At 74.5% G+C, this 18,247-nt stretch carries 15 protein-coding genes and 2 pseudogenes; 12 read left to right on the forward strand and 5 right to left on the reverse strand.

Annotation, left to right across the window (positions count from 1 at the left end):
* Nucleotides 1-24 precede the first annotated feature (24 nt).
* On the reverse strand, nucleotides 25-1,029 hold the full coding sequence (locus ACFY4B_RS34275) for an agmatine/peptidylarginine deiminase (protein WP_241853060.1): 1,005 nt from the start codon (nucleotides 1,027-1,029) through the stop codon (nucleotides 25-27).
* 256 nt (nucleotides 1,030-1,285) lie between these two features.
* Here ACFY4B_RS34275 and ACFY4B_RS34280 point away from each other — a divergent pair, with 256 nt between their 5' ends.
* Nucleotides 1,286-1,861, forward strand: coding sequence for a TetR/AcrR family transcriptional regulator (locus ACFY4B_RS34280; protein WP_049650842.1), 576 nt, complete (start codon nucleotides 1,286-1,288; stop codon nucleotides 1,859-1,861).
* A 212-nt stretch (nucleotides 1,862-2,073) separates the two neighbouring features.
* Nucleotides 2,074-3,813 (forward strand): serine/threonine-protein kinase, encoded by a 1,740-nt coding sequence (locus tag ACFY4B_RS34285; protein WP_387974444.1) that lies wholly within the window; start codon nucleotides 2,074-2,076, stop codon nucleotides 3,811-3,813.
* 79 nt (nucleotides 3,814-3,892) lie between these two features.
* On the opposite strand, the gene tatA is transcribed toward ACFY4B_RS34285, so the two are convergent.
* Entirely contained in the window at nucleotides 3,893-4,213 is a 321-nt protein-coding gene (gene tatA / locus ACFY4B_RS34290) for a Sec-independent protein translocase subunit TatA (RefSeq protein WP_387974446.1), read from the reverse strand.
* Between the two features lie 264 nt (nucleotides 4,214-4,477).
* Between tatA and ACFY4B_RS34295 the strand changes: the two genes are divergently transcribed.
* The 6 genes and pseudogenes from ACFY4B_RS34295 (at nucleotide 4,478) to ACFY4B_RS34320 (ending at nucleotide 10,701) form a co-directional block, all read left to right on the forward strand.
* On the forward strand, nucleotides 4,478-5,689 hold the full coding sequence (locus ACFY4B_RS34295) for an agmatine/peptidylarginine deiminase (RefSeq protein WP_387974449.1): 1,212 nt from the start codon (nucleotides 4,478-4,480) through the stop codon (nucleotides 5,687-5,689).
* Nucleotides 5,690-5,726: 37 nt separating this feature from the next.
* The gene (gene ureA, locus ACFY4B_RS34300; protein WP_387974452.1) at nucleotides 5,727-6,494 is read left to right on the forward strand and encodes an urease subunit gamma; all 768 of its coding nucleotides are present in this window, start codon (nucleotides 5,727-5,729) and stop codon (nucleotides 6,492-6,494) included.
* The gene (locus tag ACFY4B_RS34305; RefSeq protein ID WP_074004626.1) at nucleotides 6,491-8,200 is read left to right on the forward strand and encodes an urease subunit alpha; all 1,710 of its coding nucleotides are present in this window, start codon (nucleotides 6,491-6,493) and stop codon (nucleotides 8,198-8,200) included. Before ureA ends, ACFY4B_RS34305 begins: the two co-directional genes overlap by 4 nt.
* 185 nt (nucleotides 8,201-8,385) lie before the next feature.
* A pseudogene (locus ACFY4B_RS34310) lies at nucleotides 8,386-8,685 on the forward strand (cytochrome P450); the annotation flags it as partial.
* A 25-nt stretch (nucleotides 8,686-8,710) separates the two neighbouring features.
* Nucleotides 8,711-9,577: pseudogene (locus ACFY4B_RS34315) on the forward strand (cytochrome P450); the annotation flags it as partial.
* Entirely contained in the window at nucleotides 9,574-10,701 is a 1,128-nt protein-coding gene (locus tag ACFY4B_RS34320) for an NADH:flavin oxidoreductase (protein ID WP_380780320.1), read from the forward strand. The pseudogene ACFY4B_RS34315 and the gene ACFY4B_RS34320, both read left to right, overlap by 4 nt.
* 111 nt (nucleotides 10,702-10,812) lie before the next feature.
* Here the strand turns inward: ACFY4B_RS34320 and ACFY4B_RS34325 are convergent, their stop codons facing one another.
* Together ACFY4B_RS34325 and ACFY4B_RS34330 are read right to left on the reverse strand one after the other, a co-directional pair.
* Nucleotides 10,813-12,255: a carboxylesterase/lipase family protein gene (locus ACFY4B_RS34325; protein WP_387974455.1), complete on the reverse strand. Its 1,443-nt coding sequence runs from the start codon at nucleotides 12,253-12,255 to the stop codon at nucleotides 10,813-10,815.
* A 100-nt stretch (nucleotides 12,256-12,355) separates the two neighbouring features.
* A complete protein-coding gene (locus ACFY4B_RS34330) occupies nucleotides 12,356-13,309 on the reverse strand; it encodes an MBL fold metallo-hydrolase (RefSeq protein WP_387974458.1) in 954 nt (317 codons plus the stop codon).
* A 186-nt stretch (nucleotides 13,310-13,495) separates the two neighbouring features.
* On the opposite strand from ACFY4B_RS34330, the gene ACFY4B_RS34335 reads away from it, so the two are divergent.
* A complete protein-coding gene (locus ACFY4B_RS34335) occupies nucleotides 13,496-14,440 on the forward strand; it encodes a helix-turn-helix domain-containing protein (RefSeq protein WP_387974460.1) in 945 nt (314 codons plus the stop codon).
* Nucleotides 14,441-14,455: 15 nt separating this feature from the next.
* Here the strand turns inward: ACFY4B_RS34335 and ACFY4B_RS34340 are convergent, their stop codons facing one another.
* Complete coding sequence (locus tag ACFY4B_RS34340) at nucleotides 14,456-14,659, reverse strand: cold-shock protein (protein WP_049649849.1); 204 nt, start codon at nucleotides 14,657-14,659, stop codon at nucleotides 14,456-14,458.
* 517 nt (nucleotides 14,660-15,176) lie between these two features.
* Between ACFY4B_RS34340 and ACFY4B_RS34345 the strand changes: the two genes are divergently transcribed.
* From ACFY4B_RS34345 to ACFY4B_RS34355, 3 genes are all read left to right on the forward strand, one after another.
* The gene (locus ACFY4B_RS34345) at nucleotides 15,177-15,308 is read left to right on the forward strand and encodes a hypothetical protein (protein ID WP_375875341.1); all 132 of its coding nucleotides are present in this window, start codon (nucleotides 15,177-15,179) and stop codon (nucleotides 15,306-15,308) included.
* A gap of 378 nt (nucleotides 15,309-15,686) precedes the next feature.
* Entirely contained in the window at nucleotides 15,687-16,733 is a 1,047-nt protein-coding gene (locus tag ACFY4B_RS34350) for a hypothetical protein (RefSeq protein WP_387974463.1), read from the forward strand.
* Between the two features lie 198 nt (nucleotides 16,734-16,931).
* Nucleotides 16,932-18,122, forward strand: coding sequence for a CapA family protein (locus ACFY4B_RS34355; RefSeq protein WP_387974466.1), 1,191 nt, complete (start codon nucleotides 16,932-16,934; stop codon nucleotides 18,120-18,122).
* Nucleotides 18,123-18,247 lie beyond the last annotated feature (125 nt).

Consider the following 18,247-nt stretch of genomic DNA (forward strand, 5'->3'; position numbering starts at 1 on the left):
GGGTCTCCGTTCGCTGGCGAGGGGTCAGGCGTGGGCGGCCGGGATCTGCTGGGTGATGCAGTGGACGCCGCCGCCGCCGTAGGCGATCACCCGGGCGCGCACGCCGACGACCTTCCGGTCCGGGTAGGCGGCGGCGAGCACGGCCAGGGCGCCCGCGTCCTCGGGGTGGTCGGCGACCGGCACGACGACGCCGCCGTTGGCGAGGTAGAAGTTCAGGTAGCCGACCTCGACCTCGCGGTCGTCGACCTCGACGAAGGCGGCCTGCGGCAGGTCGACGATCTCGAAGGGCCGGCCCTGGGCGTCCGTGGAGTGCTCCAGCACGGCGCGGTTGGCCCGCATCCGGGCGTGGTCCGGGTGCGCGGGGTCGGCCGGGAGCTGCACCACGACCTTGCCGGGGGCGACGAACGCGCAGACGCCGTCCACGTGCCCGTCGGTCTCGGTGTCCAGCGCCCCGCCGTACGGCAGCCAGACCACCTTGGTGACGCCGAGGCGCGCCTTCAGTTCGGCCTCGATCTCCTGCCGGGTCATCTCCGGGTTGCGGTTGGGGTGCAGCAGGCACTGCTCGGTGGTGATCAGCGTGCCCTCGCCGTCGACGGTGATCGCACCGCCCTCGAGGATCATCTCGGAGCGGATCGCCGGGGTGCCGAGGTGCTCCAGCAGCAGGCCGCTGATCCGGTCGTCGGCGTCCCAGGGGCTGTGCTTGCGGCCCCAGGCGTTGAAGCGGAAGTCCACGCCGGCCCGGCGGCCGTCCCCGTCGAGGACGAAGATCGGCGCGGAGTCGCGGAACCAGGAGTCGTCCGTCGGCAGCTCGACCACGGTGATGCCCTCGCCGCACCGGGCCCGGGCCTCCTCGCCGTGGCCGGGCGGCGCGACCATGGTGACCGGTTCGAACTGCGCGATGGCGCGGGCGACGGCCGCGTACTCGCCCTTCACCTCGTCGAGGGTGTCGCCCCACAGGTCCGGGCGGACGGGCCAGGCCATCAGGCAGCCCTCGTGCTCGGTCCACTCAGCGGGCATTCGGTACGTCACGGGAAACCTCTTCTGTTCGGGCCCCTCCGGGCGCGGCGCGGTGCGCCGGGCAGCGACGTGGCCGTCGGTGGTGTCCGGGAGGGGGTGGGGGTCTACGGGGCGCTCCCTGGCTGATGCGGGAGGCGTGGGGGTTGCCCCGCATCCTCTACCGTACTGAAAATTCAGTCAAGACTTGGAGGCAAAGCTGATGGAAACCCCTGAAACGATCATCAGGAACCTGTCTGACCAGCCGGGAAGCCCGGTAGAGTGGGCGCCCATGTCGGACCGTCGGACGGAAATACTCAAGGCCGCGACCCGGGTGATCGCCCGGCGCGGCGTACGCGGACTGCGCGTGGGCGAACTCGCCGCCGAGGCCGGGGTGTCCACCTCGCTGATCTACTACCACTTCACCGACCGAGCCGGGATCCTCCGGGAGACGCTGGCGCACATCAGCGACCGCGCGGACCACTACACCGCCGACGAGGAGCCCGCCCCGGCCCGCGCCGAGAGCCCCCGGGCCGACCTCGAACGCGTGCTGCTCCGGGAACTCCAGGACAGCCCGGACGTCCGGGAGAACAGCACCGCCTGGGGCGAGTTGAGAGCCACCGCGGTCTTCGAACCGCACCTGCGCGAGGACCTGGCGCGGACCACCCACACCTGGGTGCACGACATCGCCGAACTGCTCGCCCGGGCCGATCCGTGCGGGACCGCCCCGGCGCACGCGGCCGCCGCCGAGCGGCTCACCGCCCTCGTCGAGGGCCTGAGCGTGCGCTGGCTGAGCGGCTCGCTGCCGCTCGACCACGCCCGCCGGCTGCTGTGCGGGGCCGTCGAGGCGGAGCTGGCGCGCGACTAGCCGGGCCCCTGCGGGCAGTCCCTTCCCGTCGGCCCCGCGTCGGGCAGCCCTGCCGGGGCCGATTCGGCCGATCCTGATAAAACCTCTAAACTCTGCGGCGCCGTGCGTGCCGTACGTGCCGTACGTGCCGCGTGTGCCGTACGCCCGTCTCCGGCCCGTCCGGTCCGTCCGGCCCCCGTGCCGCCCCCTGACCGCCGAGAGAGGCAGCCCGCATGTCCGCTGACCGGTCCCCCTTCGCCCTCCAGCCGGTCTTCCAGGAGCTGGCCGACGACGACCCGCGCGAGGTCGGCGGCCACCTGCTGGCCGCCCGGCTCGGCGCCGGCGGCATGGGCCGGGTCTACCTCTCGTACACCCCCGGCGGCCGGCCGGTGGCGCTCAAGGTGGTGCGGCCCGAACTGGCCGGGGACCCGGAGTTCCGGGCCCGGTTCGCCCAGGAGGTGGCCAGCGCCCGACGCATCCACGGGCTGTACACGGCCCAGGTGGTCGACGCGGGCGTGGACGCCGCCACCCCCTGGCTGGCCACCACCTACGTGCCGGGCCCCTCGCTCCAGGAGGTGGTGCAGCGCCACGGCCCGCTCCCGGAACGGACCGTCCTGCTGCTGATGGCCGGCATCGCCGAGGCGCTGCAGGCGATCCACGCCACCGGGGTGGTCCACCGGGACCTCAAACCCGGCAACGTGCTGATCGCCTCCGACGGCCCCCGGGTGATCGACTTCGGCATCGCCCGCGCGGCCGACGCCAGCGCGCTGACCGGCACCGGCCTGCGGATCGGCTCGCCCGCCTACATGGCGCCCGAGCAGGCCGTGGGCCGGGCCGCGACCCCGGCCACCGACGTGTACGCGCTGGGCGCCCTGGCCGTCCACGTCGCCGGCGGCGCTCCGCCGTTCGGGGACGGCCCGGACCCGGCGGCGCTCTACCGGACCGTCCACGAGGAGCCCGACCTCGGCCGGGTCCCGGAGAGCCTGCGCGCGCTGCTGCTGCGGTGCCTGGCCAAGCGGCCCGAGGACCGTCCGACCACCGCCGAGGTGATCGCCGCCGCCCGGAGCCACCCGGCCGTGGGCGGGCAGCTCAGGTTCGGCGACGACTGGCTGCCGCACCCGCTGACCAGCCAGATCACCCGGCACGCCGAGCTGCCGCAGGTGCCGGCCGAGGGGCCCGGGGCCGCCGGGCCCGGGTGGGACTCGGCGCGTACGGTCCTCGCCCCGACCACCCCGCCGACGCCGACGGTGCTCGCGCCGGCGCCGGCGACCGGAGCCGCCCCGGCACCCGCCGGGCCGCTGCCCGCCGGGTCGCAGGTGTCGGCAGGCCGTCAGGCCCCGCGCGCGGGCGGCCGCAGACGCGCCCTCGGGCGCACCGCGCTGACCGCCGCCGTCGCCCTGGCCGTCGGCGCCGCCGCCGCGACGGCCCTGCTGCTCGACGACCAGGAGTCGGGGGAGGCCTCGGCCGCCGAGGCCCCGGTGTCCGGTGCCGCCGAGCCCGGCGACCCGACGGCCGGCCCGACGCCCGCCGGGTCGCCGTCGCCCACCCGGTCCGCCCCCGCCGCGCCGAGCGCCGCGCCGCCGTCCGCCCCCGCCGCCGAGTACGCCCCGGCCTACCGCGCGGTCGAGCTGACCTCGTCGGACGCCGGCTACGAGTTCGACCTCGCCACCGGCACCGTGGTCCCGACCGACAGCGCGACCTGGTACGTCGGCCGCGGCGAGGGCGAGTTCCTGGTGCCGGAGAACGCCGACTCCTTCATCGGCCGGGACGCCGGACTGGGCCCGGCCGAGTGTCTCAAGGGCCTCGGCAGCCGCCCGGCCGGGCGGATCCCGTTCGCCGCCGTCGGGCCGCGCGGCGCCTTCTGCGTCCGGTCCGCGGACGGCCGGGACCTCGCGGTCGTCCGGGTGCTGTCGACCGCGGGCCCGGACGGGCCGGTCCGGGTGTCCCTGGACCACTACCGCCGCAACGGCTGAGAGCCGTCGTTCCCCCGTCGGGCGGCGGGGGGACGACGGCTCCCGGCGTCGGCGGCGGGCTCGTGTACGGGCCCGCCGGTCAGAGCGGCCGCTTCACCGGCCCGGCCTGCGGGGCGGCGGGCGGCTCGGTGACGGCTCCGCCGGGCGAACCGGGCGTCGCTCCGCCAGGTGAACCGGCCGTCGCTCCGCCGGGCGAACCCGCGGTTGCTCCACCGGGCGGCTCGGTGACCGCTCCGCCGGGCGCACCGTCCTCCCGCAGGGCCGCCGTCTCGGACTTCAGGATCCGCATCGACTTCCCCAGTCCGCGCGCCATCTCGGGCAGCTTCTTGGAGCCGAACAGCAGCACCAGCACGGCCACCGTGACCAGCACGTGCCAGGGCTCCAGACCATTGCGCAGCATCGCCGCCTCACCCGGCCTTTCGTCGTCGTGACCGGGGCCGCTCGTACGGCGCCCCCGGTCGTCTCGGGGTGGTTTGGGTGACTTCACCGTAAAGCTTGACTGATTTTTCAGTCAATGCGAGAGTCGGTCCCGGCGCTGCCGACCGACCTCGTCCTCCCGGACGACCTCCTCGTCCGCCGCCGACCATCGCCGCGTGGGCCGCTCCCCCGGAGCCCGCCCTCCCCGCCGCGCCGGATCCACCCCCCAGCCCCACCGGAGTCCACCGTGTCCCAGTCCCCCCTCGCCCGCCGCACGGTGCTGCGCTCCCTCGCCGGAGCCGGTGCGATCGCCCTCGGCGCGACGGCCTGCGCCACCGCCGGCGACGAGCCGGCCGGCCCCGCGGCCCCGGCCTCCGGCACCCCCGGACAGCCCGCCGCGCAGCCCCCGGCGCCCGCCTCCGATCCCACCCCCGCGCCAGCCCCCGCCCCCGCTCGCGGCCGGCGGCTCGGCGGCGAGTGGGAGAAGCACGAGCGGACCTTCATGGCCTGGCCCGCCTCCGAGAACGTCTGGGGCGAGCAGCTCGGCGCCGTCCGCAGGGACATCGCCACCGTGGCCCGGGCCATCGGACAGCGCGAACCGGTGGTCCTGCTCGTCCGCCCCGGCCAGGAGGCCTCGGCCCGCAACGCCTGCGGCTCGGACGTCGAGCTGCTCGCCGTCCCGGTGGACGACCTGTGGGCCCGCGACACCCTGCCGGTCTTCGTCGAGGAGGGCGGAAAGGTCAAGGGCGTCGACTTCAACTTCAGCGGCTGGGGCGGGAAGCAGGAGCACGCCAACGACGCCCGGATCGCCCGCACCGTCCTGGAGAAGTACGGGATCGAGCGGCTGGAGACCCCGCTCACCGCCGAGGGCGGCTCCTTCGAGACCGACGGCCAGGGCACCCTGCTGGTCACCGAGAGCTCCGTGGTCAACGACAACCGCAACCCGGGCCGCACCCGCGACGAGATCGAGGCGGAGCTCAAGCGGACGCTGGGCCTCACCAAGGTGATCTGGCTGGCGGGCGTCAAGGGCAAGGACATCACCGACGCCCACGTCGACTGCCTCGCCCGCTTCGCCGCCCCCGGCGTCGTCTTCCTGGACCGCGCCTTCCCCGGCACCCCGCCCGACGTCTGGTCCCGCTCCGCCGACCAGGCCCGCGCCGTCCTCGCCGAGGCCACCGACGCGACCGGCGGGAAGCTCAAGGTCGTCGAGATCGGCCAGCCCGACCCGGACCGGATCACCGGTCGCGGCGACGCCTTCGTCTCCTCGTACATGAACTTCTACATCGGCAACAAGGGCGTCTACCTGCCGCTCTTCGGCGACGCCAAGGCCGACGGCCACGCCCAGGAGGTCTTCCGGGAGCAGTTCCCGGACCGCGAGATCGTCCCCGTGAAGATCGACACCATCGCCTCCGGCGGGGGCGGCATCCACTGCTCCACCCACGACCAGCCGGCCGGCTGACCCCCGCCGCCCCGCACCGAGGGAGAAGGGAACCCCCGTGCAGCTGACCCCCACCGAACGCGACCGGCTGCTGATCTTCACAGCAGCCGAACTCGCCCGCGCCCGCCGCGCCCGCGGCCTGCGGCTCAACGTCCCCGAGGCCACCGCGCTCGTCTCGGACACCGTCTGCGAGGCCGCCCGCGACGGGCTGCGCCTGGCCGAGGCCGTCGCGCGCGGCCGCTCCGTCCTCTCCCCCGCCGATGTCCTGCCCGGCGTGGCGGACCTCGTCACCGAGATCCACGTCGAGGCCGTGTTCGAGGACGGCACCCGGCTCGCCGTCATCGCCGACCCGTTCGGCGGCGGCGCTCTCGGCGAGGCCGCACCCGGCGCCGTCCTCACCGACGGCCACGCCGCGACCGGACCGGAACCCGTCCGCACCCTCGCCGTGCGCAACACCTCCGGGGTGCCGGTCTCGGTCACCTCGCACTTCCACTTCTTCGAGGCCAACCCGCGGCTGGCCTTCGACCGGGCCGCCGCCTACGGGATGCACCTGGCCGTACCGGCCGGCTCCTCGGTGCGCTTCGACCCGGGCGCCACCGTCGAGGTCGGCCTGGTGCCGATCGGCGGCGAGCGGGTCGCGATCGGCTTCGCCGGGCTGGTCGACGGACCGCTGGACTCGCCCCGGGTACGGCGCGAGGCGCTGCGCCGGGCCACCGAACAGGGCTACCTCGGAGCGGCCGACGAAGGACTGGCCGGCGCGGGAACGGTCGACGCCGGAGCGGCCGACGCAGGAACAAGCGGCGAAGGACAGGAGCAGCACCCGTGAGCAGCAGCATCGACGCGTCCGAGTACACGGCCGTGCACGGCCCGCGCGCCGGGGACCGGGTCCGGCTCGGCGACAGCGGCCTGGTCGTCCGGGTCGAGTCCGACTCCCAGCGGCCGGGCGACGAGTTCCTGGCCGGCTTCGGCAAGACCGCCCGGGACGGCCTGCACCTCAAGGCCGCCGCCGTCCGGGACACCTGCGACGTGGTGATCAGCAACGTCCTGGTGATCGACGCGATCCAGGGCATCCGCAAGACCTCGATCGGCATCCGGGAGGGCCGGATCGCCTCGATCGGGCGGGCCGGCAACCCGGACACCCTGGACGGCGTGGACGTGGTGGTCGGCACCGGGACGGCCATCGTCTCCGGCGAGGGCCTGATCGTCACCGCCGGCGCCATCGACACCCACGTGCACCTGATGTCCCCGCGGATCATGGAGGCCTCGCTGGCCTCCGGCGTCACCACCATCATCGGCCAGGAGTTCGGGCCGGTCTGGGGCGTCGGCGTCAACTCGCCCTGGGCGCTGCGGCACGCCTTCAACTCCTTCGACGCCTGGCCCGTCAACATCGGCTTCCTGGGCCGCGGTTCGTCCTCCCACCCCGCCCCGCTCGTCGAGGCGCTGGCCGAGGGCGGAGCCTGCGGCTTCAAGGTGCACGAGGACATGGGCGCGCACACCCGCGCCCTGGACACCGCGCTGTCCGTCGCCGAGGCCCACGACGTCCAAGTGGCCCTGCACACCGACGGGTTGAACGAGTGCCTCTCGGTCGAGGACACCCTGAAGGTCCTCGAAGGCCGGACCATCCACGCCTTCCACATCGAGGGCTGCGGCGGCGGACACGTCCCCAACGTCCTCAAGATGGCGGGCGTGCCGAACGTCATCGGTTCCTCCACCAACCCCACCCTCCCCTTCGGCCGGGACGCGGTCGCCGAGCACTACGGCATGATCGTCTCCGTCCACGGGCTCAAGACCGACCTGCCCGGCGACGCCGCGATGGCCCGCGACCGCATCCGGGCCGGCACCATGGGCGCCGAGGACGTGCTGCACGACCTCGGGGCCATCGGCATCACCTCCTCCGACGCCCAGGGCATGGGCCGGGCCGGCGAGACGGTGCGCCGCACCTTCGCGGTGGCGGGCAAGATGAAGGCCGAACGCGGCCCGCTGGAGGGCGACGGCCCGGACGACGACAACCAGCGCGTGCTGCGCTACATCGCCAAGCTCACCATCAACCCGGCCATCGCCCACGGCCTCTCCCACGAGGTCGGCTCGATCGAGGTCGGGAAACTCGCCGACCTCGTCCTGTGGCGCCCGGCGTCCTTCGGCGCCAAGCCCCAGCTGGTCCTCAAGGCGGGCTTCCCCGCCTACGGCGTCACCGGCGACCCCAACGCCGCCACCGAGACCTGCCAACCCCTCGTCATGGGGCCCCTGTTCGGCGCCCACGGCGCCACCCCTGCGGACCTCTCCGTCGCCTTCACCAGCCGCGCCGCCGCCGAGTCCGGCACCCACGCCCGCCCGTACGACACCATGACCACCCGCCGACGCCGCGTCGCCGTCCGCCACACCCGCGGCATCGGCCCGGGCGACATGGTCCGCAACAGCCGCCTCGGCGAGGTCCTCGTCGACCCGCGCGAAGGCCTCGTCACCCTCGACGGCACCCCCCTGCGGTCCGACCCCGCCGAGGAGGTCCCGCTGAACCGCCTGTACTTCCTCTGATTCCTCTGCCCGTCGACCGGGGCGGGCCGGTGGGACTCCTCGCCGGTCCGCGCGCGGCCCACCAGGGTGAGCCGGCCTCCGCCCCCGCGCGCCGCGCAGTCCACCAGCGCGCCCCGGCGCGAAGGGTTCGCAGGAGGTGCACCGGGCCGCAGACTGTGTCCCGACCCCGCACCGGAGGAACGACGATGCCCACCGCCAGCCGTCCGCCGGCCCCTCCCGTCGCTCCCGGGCGGCTCCCGCTGATCGGCCACGCCCTGGAACTGTGGCGGCGTCCGCTGGAGTTCCTCGGCAGCCTCACCGCCTACGACCGGATCGTGGCCGCCCACCTCGGCCCGAAGCCGAGCTACGTACTGACCAGCCCGGAGCTGGTCCACCGCGTACTGGTCACCGACGCGGCGAGCTTCGCCAAGGGCCGCTCCTTCGACAAGCTCCGCCCCTACCTCGGGAACGGACTGGCCACCTCCCAGGGCCCCCTCCACCTCCGACAACACCGACGGCACGGGCGAGCGGCCGGACCTGCTGTCGACGCTCCTCCAGGCCCGGGACGCCGACAGCGGCGAGGCCATGACCGACCGCCAGCTCCACGACGAACTCATCACCCTGCTGGTCGCCGGCACGGAGACCGCCGCAGGCGGGCTCGCCTGGCTCTTCCACGAGCTGGGCCGGCACCCGCTCGTCGACCAGCGGCTCCACCAGGAACTGCGGGACCACGTCGCCCTTCCCCTCGGCCCCGAGCGGCTGGCCCGGCTGGAGTACACGCGCCGCGTTGTCGACGAGGCGCTGCGCGTCCGCAACCCCGGCGGCATCACGATCCGCCGCGCGACCACCGACGTCGAACTCGGCGGCTACCGCTTCCCCCGAGGCACCGAGTTCATCTTCAGCGCCCTGGTCCTCCACCGGAATCCTCGTTACTTCCCCCACCCCCTGCGGTTCGACCCCGACCGCTGGCTGCCCGACCGGCCCCCCGTCCCGCGCGGCGCGTTCGTCCCCTTCGGCGCCGGCAGCCACCTGTGCATCGGCGAGTCCTTCGCCCGCACCGAGATGATGACCGTGGTCGCGGCCGTCGCGGGCCGCTGGCGGCTGGCACCCGCGGGTACGAGGCGTCATGACCAGCACCAACCGTCCCGAGAACCTCCTGATGACGGCGGAACCGCGCACGGACCCGTCCGGGAACCGCCCGGCCGGGCCCTGACCGGTGCCGGGAGCCGTCGAGAGACCCCGTCCCGGGGCCCGCGGCGGACCGTGGCGCGGATCACAGCGGACTTCGCGCGGACGGTGAAATGCGGGAGCCGCCAAGGCGGTTGGCACGGGCGAACGATCACCGTCACCGCCCTGGCGCCCGCCACCGCCACCGCCGACCGCGAGGAATCCTCATGACCGTCACCGAGCCCGCCGCCTCCCGCGCGGCCGACCTCCTGTCCCGGCCCGTCACGATCAACGGGCTGACCGTGCCCAACCGGATCGTGATGGCGCCGATGACGCGCTCGTTCTCCCCGGGCGGCGTGCCCGGCGAGGACGTGCGCTCGTACTACGCCCGCCGCGCCGCCGCGGGCGTCGGCCTGATCGTCACCGAGGGGACGTACGTCGGCCACGAGTCCGCCGGCCAGAGCGACGCCATCCCGCGCTTCCACGGCGAGGAGCAGCTGGCCGGGTGGGCCCGCGTCGCCGAGGACGTCCACGCGGCGGGCGGCACCATCGTGCCGCAGCTCTGGCACATCGGCATGGCGCGCAAGCAGGGCGACCCGCCGTTCGCCGACGCCCCCGCCGTCGGCCCGTCCGGCATACGGCTGGACGGCACCGAGGGAACGGGGCGGGCGATGACGCGGGCCGACCTCGACGCCGTCATCGGGGCGTTCGCCGAGGCCGCCGCGGCCGCCGAGCGGATCGGCTTCGACGGCGTCGAGCTGCACGGCGCCCACGGCTACCTGCTCGACCAGTTCCTGTGGGCCGGCACCAACCGCCGCACCGACGCCTACGGCGGCGACCCGGTCGCCCGGACGAGGTTCACCACCGAGCTCGTCGCCGCCGTACGCGAGACCGTCTCCCCCGGTTTCCCGGTGATCTTCCGCTACTCGCAGTGGAAGCTGGAGAACTACGACGCCCGCCTCGCCGAGACCCCGCAGGAGCTGGAGGCGATCCTCACCCCGCTCGCCGAGGCCGGCGTCGACGCCTTCCACGCCTCGACCCGCCGCTACTGGGTCCCCGAGTTCGACGACTCGGACCTCAACCTGGCCGGCTGGACCAGGAAGCTCACCGGCCGCCCCGCCATCACCGTCGGCTCGGTCGGCCTCGACGGCGACTTCATGCGCGCCTTCGCGGGCCAGGGCTCCGGGGTCCAGGGCCTCGACAACCTGCTCGACCGGCTGGAGCGCGACGAGTTCGACCTGGTCGCCGTCGGCCGCGCCCTCCTCCAGGACCCGCAGTGGGCCGCCAAGGTCCTCTCCGGCCGCTTCGCCGACCTGCTCCCCTACGACGCCGCCGCGAGCCGCACCCTTAGCTGACCTCGACGGGCCGACCGGGCCCGGCCCGTACCGCTGCGCTCGCGGTGCGGGCCGGGCCCGGTCTGGTCGGCGGGCGGGCTGGCTGCAGGTGGTCGGACCTCCGTGCCCCGCTCAGCCGCCGAGGGCCTCCGCCACGGACAGCCGCGGGTCGTAGGCGGCCCAACCCGGGTCCCCGGTCCCGGCGAACGCGACCCAGGCACCGTGCACCCGGGCGGCGAGGCCGGCCGGGGCGGGGTCGGGGCCGAGCAGGCCGGTGTCCCCGTGCAGCCAGGGTTCGTCGGCGAGGTCGAACACGAAGGGCAGCTCGATGGTGTGCGCGGCGCCGAGCCGCCCGTCCAGGGCCGTCGAGCGGTACCCGAACGAGTAGCGGTACGTGCGGCGGCCGCCCGAGATCCGGGCGTGGGCCTCCGCCATGCGCGCCGTCCCGGCCTCGAACAGGGCGTGCGCGAGCACGGCGGAGCGCAGTTCGCCCGGCGTGGCGCCCGGCCGCGCCGCCCGCAGGGCAGGGAGGACCGCCGCCGGATCCGCCAGCAGCCCGGCGGCGACGGCGTGGAGGTCGGCCTCCGTGGTGGACTCCAGCTCCCCCTCGGGCACGAGGTAGAGGTTCGCCTCCTCGGTGTTGGTGCCGATGAGCAGGTCGACGTCGCGGGCCGGTCCGTCCGCGAGGGCGTCAGCGGGCTGGACCGGCAGGACGAGGCCGAGCGGGCTGAGCCCGGCCAGCGGGTCGGTGGCGGTGTCCGTCCGCAGGTCGAGGCCGAGCAGCGCGGGCAGGACCGTCAGCAACCGCTCGTCCGGGATCGGGGCGAACGCCTCGGCGGTCGCTTCGACGCCCAGCTCGGCGGCCGCGACGGCGGTGACCCGCCCCGCCTGCTCCGGGGTGAACGCGCCGGTGCCGCTGCCGCTCTGCACGATCGCCCGCCGGAACAGCCCGTCGGCCTCCGGCGCCGCCAGCAGCGCGCAGACCAGCGTCGCGCCCGCGGACTCCCCGAAGACGGTGACGTTCCCCGGGTCGCCGCCGAACGCCCCGATCGTGTCCCGCACCCAGCCGAGTGCGGCGAGCACGTCGAGCAGCCCCCGGTTGGCCGGGGCGCCCGGCAGGTCGAGGAACCCGGGGATGCCGAGGCGGTAGTTCACCGTCACCAGGACGACGCCGTCGCGGGCGAACGCGCCGCCGTCGTAGAGGGCGGCGCGGTTCGAGCCGGTGATGAACCCGCCGCCGTGCACGAACACCATGACCGGGCGGCGGCCGCCGTCGGCCGCGGGCGTGTGGACGTCGACGGCCAGGTACTCCGCACCGGGCGCCCAGCCGGGCCCGAAGTAGGGGCTCACGTCGAGCCGGTCGAAGGCGCGGACCGGCTGCGGGGCCGTCGGCGAGGGCCGCGTGCCGTCGCGGACGCCGGACCAGCCCGGGTGCGGTACGGGCGGGGCGAAGCGGCCGGCGCCGGTCGGTGCCGCCGCGTACGGCAGGGCGCGGTAGCGCTCGCCGGACCCGTCCCGGACTCCGCGCACGGCTCCTGCCGGGGTTTCGACGACCGGATCTGCCTGTCGGGGCATGGGAAACGATTCCTCTCTGACGGTTCTGGAGCTCTCTGGCGGTGCTGGGGCCGACGTACCGGCGGAGCGGGCGCGTCGGCGGATCAGGTACCTCGTCGCGTCAGGAGATGCGGGAGAAGCCCGCCCACTCCCTGATCGCGAACGTCGACCCGTTGCGCGCGACCTCCACCGCGCCCCGGCCGCCGAAGTGCGCCGGGAAGAGCAGCGCACGGTGCTCGGCCGCCTGGCCTAGCAGCCGGTGCCGGGTGGCGCGGGACAGCGCCGGGTCCTCGCAGAAGCAGGAGTTGGTGTCCGGCTCGGCGATCTGGAACGGGCTGTGCACCAGGTCCCCGACGAACAGGGCCTGCTCGCCGCCGGACTCCAGGGTGAGCACGGACGAGCCGGGGGTGTGCCCGGGCGCGAGGTCGAGCCGCAGGTTCCGGTCGATCCGGTACGTGCCCTCCCACAGCCGCGTCAGTCCCGCCCGGTGGACCGGCGCGACGCTGTCCTCGAAGACGTTCTGGTTCCCGCGGCCGAGCACGCTGCGGTGCCCGTTGGCCGGGTCCCAGAACTCGAAGTCCCGCCGGGTCATCAGGTACCGGGCGTTGGGGAAGGTCGGCACCCAGGTCCGGCCGTCGAGGCGGGTGTTCCAGCCGACGTGGTCGACGTGCAGGTGGGTGTTGACGACGAGGTCGACGTCCTCGGGCCGCACCCCGGCGGCGGCGAGGTTGTCGAGGTAGTCCGTGTCCAGGTGGTTCCAGACCGGCGCGTGGGGCCGGTCCTTGTGGTTGCCCGCCCCGGTGTCGACCAGGATCGTGCGCCCCTCGCTGCGCAGCAGCCAGGACTGGACCGCGGTACGGCACTCGTCCGTCGCCGGGTCCCAGAAGTCGGGCGCCAACCAGTCGCGATGCCGCTCCCACGAGCCGTCGGGGCCGGCCGGGCCGTTCGGGCCGTTCGTGCTGCCGGGGCTATCTGGGAAGAACCGGCCCGGGGACAGCCCGGCCGAGCCGTAGAACTCCTTGATCCGGGTGACGGTGACGTCACCGATGGTGATCTGCTCCGGGTTCCGCCGCATGGGCTCCCCTCCTCGGGTCCGGGGCACGCGGCCGACCGTCCGCCGACCGCTCCCGACCGTTTCCGGTCGGGACCGAGCCTGGCCCCTCCGAGCGGCACCGACCAGCCCCCACTCGTCCTACCCCGGCCCGTCCTACCCCTCACAGGGTGTGGCTGGGACCGCTCCGGGCGCCGAATACTGGGGGGCATGAACGGACCCGGCCCGCTCGGCGCCTTCCTCAGAGCCCGACGGACACGGCTGCACCCCGAGGACGTCGGCCTGCGCGAACTCGGGCCCCGCCGTCGGGTGGCCGGGCTCCGGCGCGAGGAGGTGGCCCAGCTGGCGGGCGTCAGCGTCTCGTACTACACCCGGCTGGAGCAGGGCCTGTCCCGCGGGGCGTCGGCCGAGGTGCTCGACGCGATCGCCCGCGCGCTCCTGCTCGGCGACCACGAGCGCGAGCACCTCGACCGGCTCGCCGTCGCCGCCCGCCACACCCCCCGGGTGCGCCGACCGCGACCCGAGCGGCTGGCGGACGAGACCCGCGACCTGCTCCGCGCGGTCGACGGCGTCCCGGCCGTGGTGCTCGGCCGCCGTACGGACGTGCTGGCCTGGAACACCCTCGGGCACGCCCTGCTGGCCGGCCACGTGGACGTCCACGGCCCGGACGACCCGGCGCGACGCCCGAACCTGAGCCGGATGCTGTTCCTGGACGGGCACACCCGGGAGCTGTACGTGGACTGGCAGCACAAGGCGCGCACGGTGGTCGGCAGCCTGCGCGCCACCGTCGGCAGGCACCCCGAGGACCCGCTGCTGGCCGAGCTGATCGGCGAACTGACCATGAAGAGCCCGGAGTTCGTCGCACTGTGGGGCGACCACCGGGTGGCGCCGTGCGACACCCGCTCCTACCGGCTGCACCACCCCGCCGTCGGCGCGCTCACCGTGACGCAGCAGATGCTGTCGATCGCCCGCTCACCCGATCAGGTACTCGTCGTCTGCACCGCCCCCGCCGGCTCCCCCTCCGAGGCGGCCCTCGCCCTCCTCACCCGGGCCGGCGTCGGCCGCGGGGTTCCGCGGAGCAGCGGTCCGCCCCGGAACGGCAAAGGGCCCGCACCGTGCGTGACGCACGGTGCGGGCCCCTGTCTGCCGGGCTAAAGCGCGGCAGGGAAATTACAGCGGGCGGATGTTCTCGGCCTGCGGGCCCTTCTGGCCCTGCGTGACGTCGAACTCGACCTTCTGACCCTCGAGCAGCTCGCGGAAGCCCTGGGCGACGATGTTCGAGTAGTGGGCGAACACGTCAGCGCCGCCGCCCTCCTGCTCGATGAAGCCGAAGCCCTTTTCCGCGTTGAACCACTTCACGGTGCCAGTAGCCATGAGAAATCTCCTTCGAGAGACTGTGCGAAGTCTGCACCATGCAGACATTCGAGTCGCCGCGATGAGAACCCGCCGGAAAGAGCCGGTAAAACAAAAAATGCGCCCGCAACAATAAGCAGGCGCACACAAAGTTCATGGGAACCACAACTGCAACTAAGAAGAGCTTAGCAGACTCCGGCCCGCCGGCGCGGATTTTCACTCGTCTATTTTTTTCCCGCCCTCCCGGGCGCGACCGTCTCGCCCCGAAAGCGACAGCAACGATCGATTCCCGCACCGGAGTTGGCGACACCGGACCCCGCGCCGCCCCGGTCATGATTTTTTCGCCACGCCCAGGGGGCGAGTCGCCCCGGGGACACCCGGCAACGGATTCACACCCTCCGGAACGGCCCGTTCCGTCGATTTTCGGAGCATACTGACCGGGATGAGGAAAACACCGGCAGTCCGACGCCCCCTGCCCACCAGCCCCTTCAAACCCCGGCCCGACGCACCGCCCAAGCTATTCGCGGTGGGCGACCGCGTGAGCCACGACAAGTATGGTCTCGGCCGCGTCCTCGCGGTGGAGGACGGAGCCTACGCGGCCGTCCTCGTCGACTTCGGCACCCGACAGGAGCGGATCGCCCCACCGTACGCCGCCTTGTTCACACTCTGACCGGCACACCCGCGGCCCTACCGTCACCGCTCCGGGGCGCATGCCGGAGCCCGATCGGCCGCTCACCTGGGTCCGGCCACCCGGCCGGACGCCAGGCGTTTCGTGATGCGTCGACGCGCCCGGCCCGCAGCCCGGTTCCGCACCACACCCGGGCCACGCCCGCGCCCTGTCCGCACCGCGCCCGCACCCGCACCCGCACCCGTGAGGCGGCCACCCGGCGGCCCCGGCCACCCGCACGGCCCCGCGGACGGCTTCGGATTTTGGACTAGACCAATACCGATCCGGTCAACTCCTCCACGCCCCGTCCACGCGCCCTCCCCTCCCCCGTAGCGTGTCCACGCCTCGCACAGCGCGAGGACACCGTCCGGGGAGATCTCCATGAACTCGCTTACGGGTACGGCTCGTTGGACCACCGCCCTCGCGGCATCAGTCACGCTCCTGTGCGCCGTGCCGGCCGGCGCCACGGCCGGCACCGCCGACACCGCCGACACCGCCGTCGGCTGGCGGGCGCTCGGCATCGCCGTCAGCTCCGACGGCAACCGCGCCTACGTCGTCGCCGAGGACCACGTCGGCACCGGCTACCCCACCCTCCTGCGCACCGTCGACACCCGCACCCGCACGGTCGTGGCGCAGACCCTGCTCAGCCAGGACGGCACCGCCGGCCGGCCCGCCCTCAGCCCCGACGGCAACCGGATCTACGTCCTCGCCGCCGAGCAGCTGCTGGTCGTCGACCTCGCCACGAACACCGTGCTGTCCCGCACGCCCGTCGACCGCCCGCGCGCGCTCGCCGTCAGCGCCGACGGCTCCCGGGTGTTCGTGACCCAGCAGGGCACCGCCGGCCCCGGCCGGGTGCTGGTCTTCGACACCTTCACCCGTTCCTTCACCGGCGCCGTCCCGCTGGGCGACCCCGACGTCGACGGGATCGCCCTCCACAACGGCGGCGCCGACGCCTACGTCGCCACCGGCGCGGGCGTCGTCCACCTCGACCTGACCTCTCCCGTCCCGACCGTCACCCGCACCGTCCAGCCGCTCGCCGCCGCGACCGAGGTCACCGCCTCCCCGGAGGGCACCCGCCTCTACGCCCTCGGCAGCCGGGCCGCCCAGGGCTCCGGCTACGAGCTCGACCCCTTCACCGACACGTCCCGCACCGCCTTCACCCTCGGCGGCCCGGCCACCTCCGCCGACACCCACCTGGTGGCGGTCTCCCCGGACGGCGGCCGTCTGTTCGTCCTCAAGGACGGCTGGAAGCCCTCCGCCACCGTGCTGGCCTACGACACCGCCACCAACACCGCCCTCCCGGCCGCCGACCTCACCGGCTTCGGCCTGGACGGCGTCGGCACCGCCACCCTCGGCCCCGACGGCCACACCCTCTACCTGGCCGGTCCGCGCGGCGAGACCAGCTACCTGAAGGCCGTCACCTTCTGACCCGCCCGCCCGCCGGGCGGGTGCGCGGCCCCGCGCCACCCCGCGCACCCGCCCGTCCGCGCCCCTCCGCGCCCGTCCGTGCCCGCCGACGGGTCGGTGGCCCCGTCGGGTGATCCCAGGGCGCGGGTTCCACGGCGGCCCGTCCACAACTCGCATAGTCGGACTCGTCATACCCGCCGATCGTGGGACGAGCCGACCATGCGATTTGCCTGCCGAGAGATCCTCACAGCCGCCACCGCCCTGCTGCTCTCCCTCACCGGCTGCGGGTCGCCGCAGGAACGGCAGCCCGCACTGTCGACACCCCGCGATCCGAGCTCCCCGGCCGCGCCCACCCAGGCAGGGCCGCGGGCGTTCACCCTCGTCGCGACCGGGGACGTCCTGCCGCACACGGAGATCATCCAGCAGGCCAAGGAGGACGCCGGGGGCAGCGGTTACGACTTCACCCGGATGCTCGCCGGGGTCAAACCCGTCATCAGCGCCGCCGACCTGGCCATCTGCCACATGGAGACGGTCTACGGCGCCGACGGCGGGCCGTTCACCGGCTACCCGTCGTTCATCTCGCCACCCCAGGTCGCCCAGGCGCTCAAGGACACCGGCTACACCTCCTGCGACACCGCCTCCAACCACACGCTCGACGGCGGCCCGGACGGCATCCGGCGCACGCTCGACGCCATGGACGCCGTCGGCCTGAAGCACACGGGCTCCGCGCGCAGCGCCGACGAGGCGGGCAGCCCCACGACGCTCACGGCGGGCGGCGCCACGGTGGCCCAGCTCGCCTACACCTACGGCACCAACGGCATCCCCCTGCCGAAGGACCGGCCCTGGGCGGTCAACCTCATCGACCGGGAGCGGATCCTCACCGACGCCCGGGCCGCCCGCGAGCGCGGCGCCGACATCGTGGTGGTCAGCCTCCACTGGGGCACCGAGTGGCAGGACACCCCGGACGAGCAGCAGCTCGCGCTCGCCCGCGACCTGGCCGCCGAGCAGAGCCCCGGCCGGCCCGACATCGACCTGGTCCTCGGCACCCACGCCCACATCCCGCAGGCCTACGAGAAGATCAACGACACCTGGACGGTCTACGGCATGGGCGACCAGCTCGCCGGCCACATGTTCAACCCCACCGGCGCGGAGGACCCCCGGGGGAACTGGAGCTCGATCGCCCGCTTCACCTTCTCCCCGCCGCCCGGGCCCGGGCAACGATGGACCGTCACCAAGGCCGAGTTCCTCCCGCAGCTGACCGACCTCGGCCCGCCCTACCGGGTCCTCGACCTGACCGAGGCCCTCCGCCGCACCCCCGACCGCGCCGACTACACCCGGGCCCTCGACCACATCCGGTCGGTCGTCCTGAGCCGCGACGGCGCCTCGGCCGGGCTCACCATGGCCCCCTGAGCGGACCGGCGCCGGAACCTCCGCGAAGCCCCGGGGCGCGGCTGCTCGCGAGCAGACCTCCGGTCGGCGGCGACCAGGTCGCGGTACCAGGCGTCCTGCGACGCTCCCATCCCGGTGGGCCACCA

The organism is Kitasatospora sp. NPDC001261 (genome assembly GCF_042896795.1).
Classification (GTDB): domain Bacteria; phylum Actinomycetota; class Actinomycetes; order Streptomycetales; family Streptomycetaceae; genus Kitasatospora.

What these genes read in the sequence shown, in the direction of transcription:
- ACFY4B_RS34340 (WP_049649849.1), bottom strand. Translation starts at nt 14,659, where the DNA reads ATGGCTACTGGCACCGTGAAGTGGTTCAACGCGGAAAAGGGCTTCGGC.
- ACFY4B_RS34355 (WP_387974466.1), top strand. Translation starts at nt 16,932, where the DNA reads ATGCGATTTGCCTGCCGAGAGATCCTCACAGCCGCCACCGCCCTGCTG.
- tatA (WP_387974446.1), bottom strand. Translation starts at nt 4,213, where the DNA reads ATGCTGCGCAATGGTCTGGAGCCCTGGCACGTGCTGGTCACGGTGGCC.
- ACFY4B_RS34335 (WP_387974460.1), top strand. Translation starts at nt 13,496, where the DNA reads ATGAACGGACCCGGCCCGCTCGGCGCCTTCCTCAGAGCCCGACGGACA.
- ACFY4B_RS34325 (WP_387974455.1), bottom strand. Translation starts at nt 12,255, where the DNA reads ATGCCCCGACAGGCAGATCCGGTCGTCGAAACCCCGGCAGGAGCCGTG.
- ACFY4B_RS34285 (WP_387974444.1), top strand. Translation starts at nt 2,074, where the DNA reads ATGTCCGCTGACCGGTCCCCCTTCGCCCTCCAGCCGGTCTTCCAGGAG.
- ACFY4B_RS34350 (WP_387974463.1), top strand. Translation starts at nt 15,687, where the DNA reads ATGAACTCGCTTACGGGTACGGCTCGTTGGACCACCGCCCTCGCGGCA.
- ACFY4B_RS34330 (WP_387974458.1), bottom strand. Translation starts at nt 13,309, where the DNA reads ATGCGGCGGAACCCGGAGCAGATCACCATCGGTGACGTCACCGTCACC.
- ACFY4B_RS34280 (WP_049650842.1), top strand. Translation starts at nt 1,286, where the DNA reads ATGTCGGACCGTCGGACGGAAATACTCAAGGCCGCGACCCGGGTGATC.
- ACFY4B_RS34320 (WP_380780320.1), top strand. Translation starts at nt 9,574, where the DNA reads ATGACCGTCACCGAGCCCGCCGCCTCCCGCGCGGCCGACCTCCTGTCC.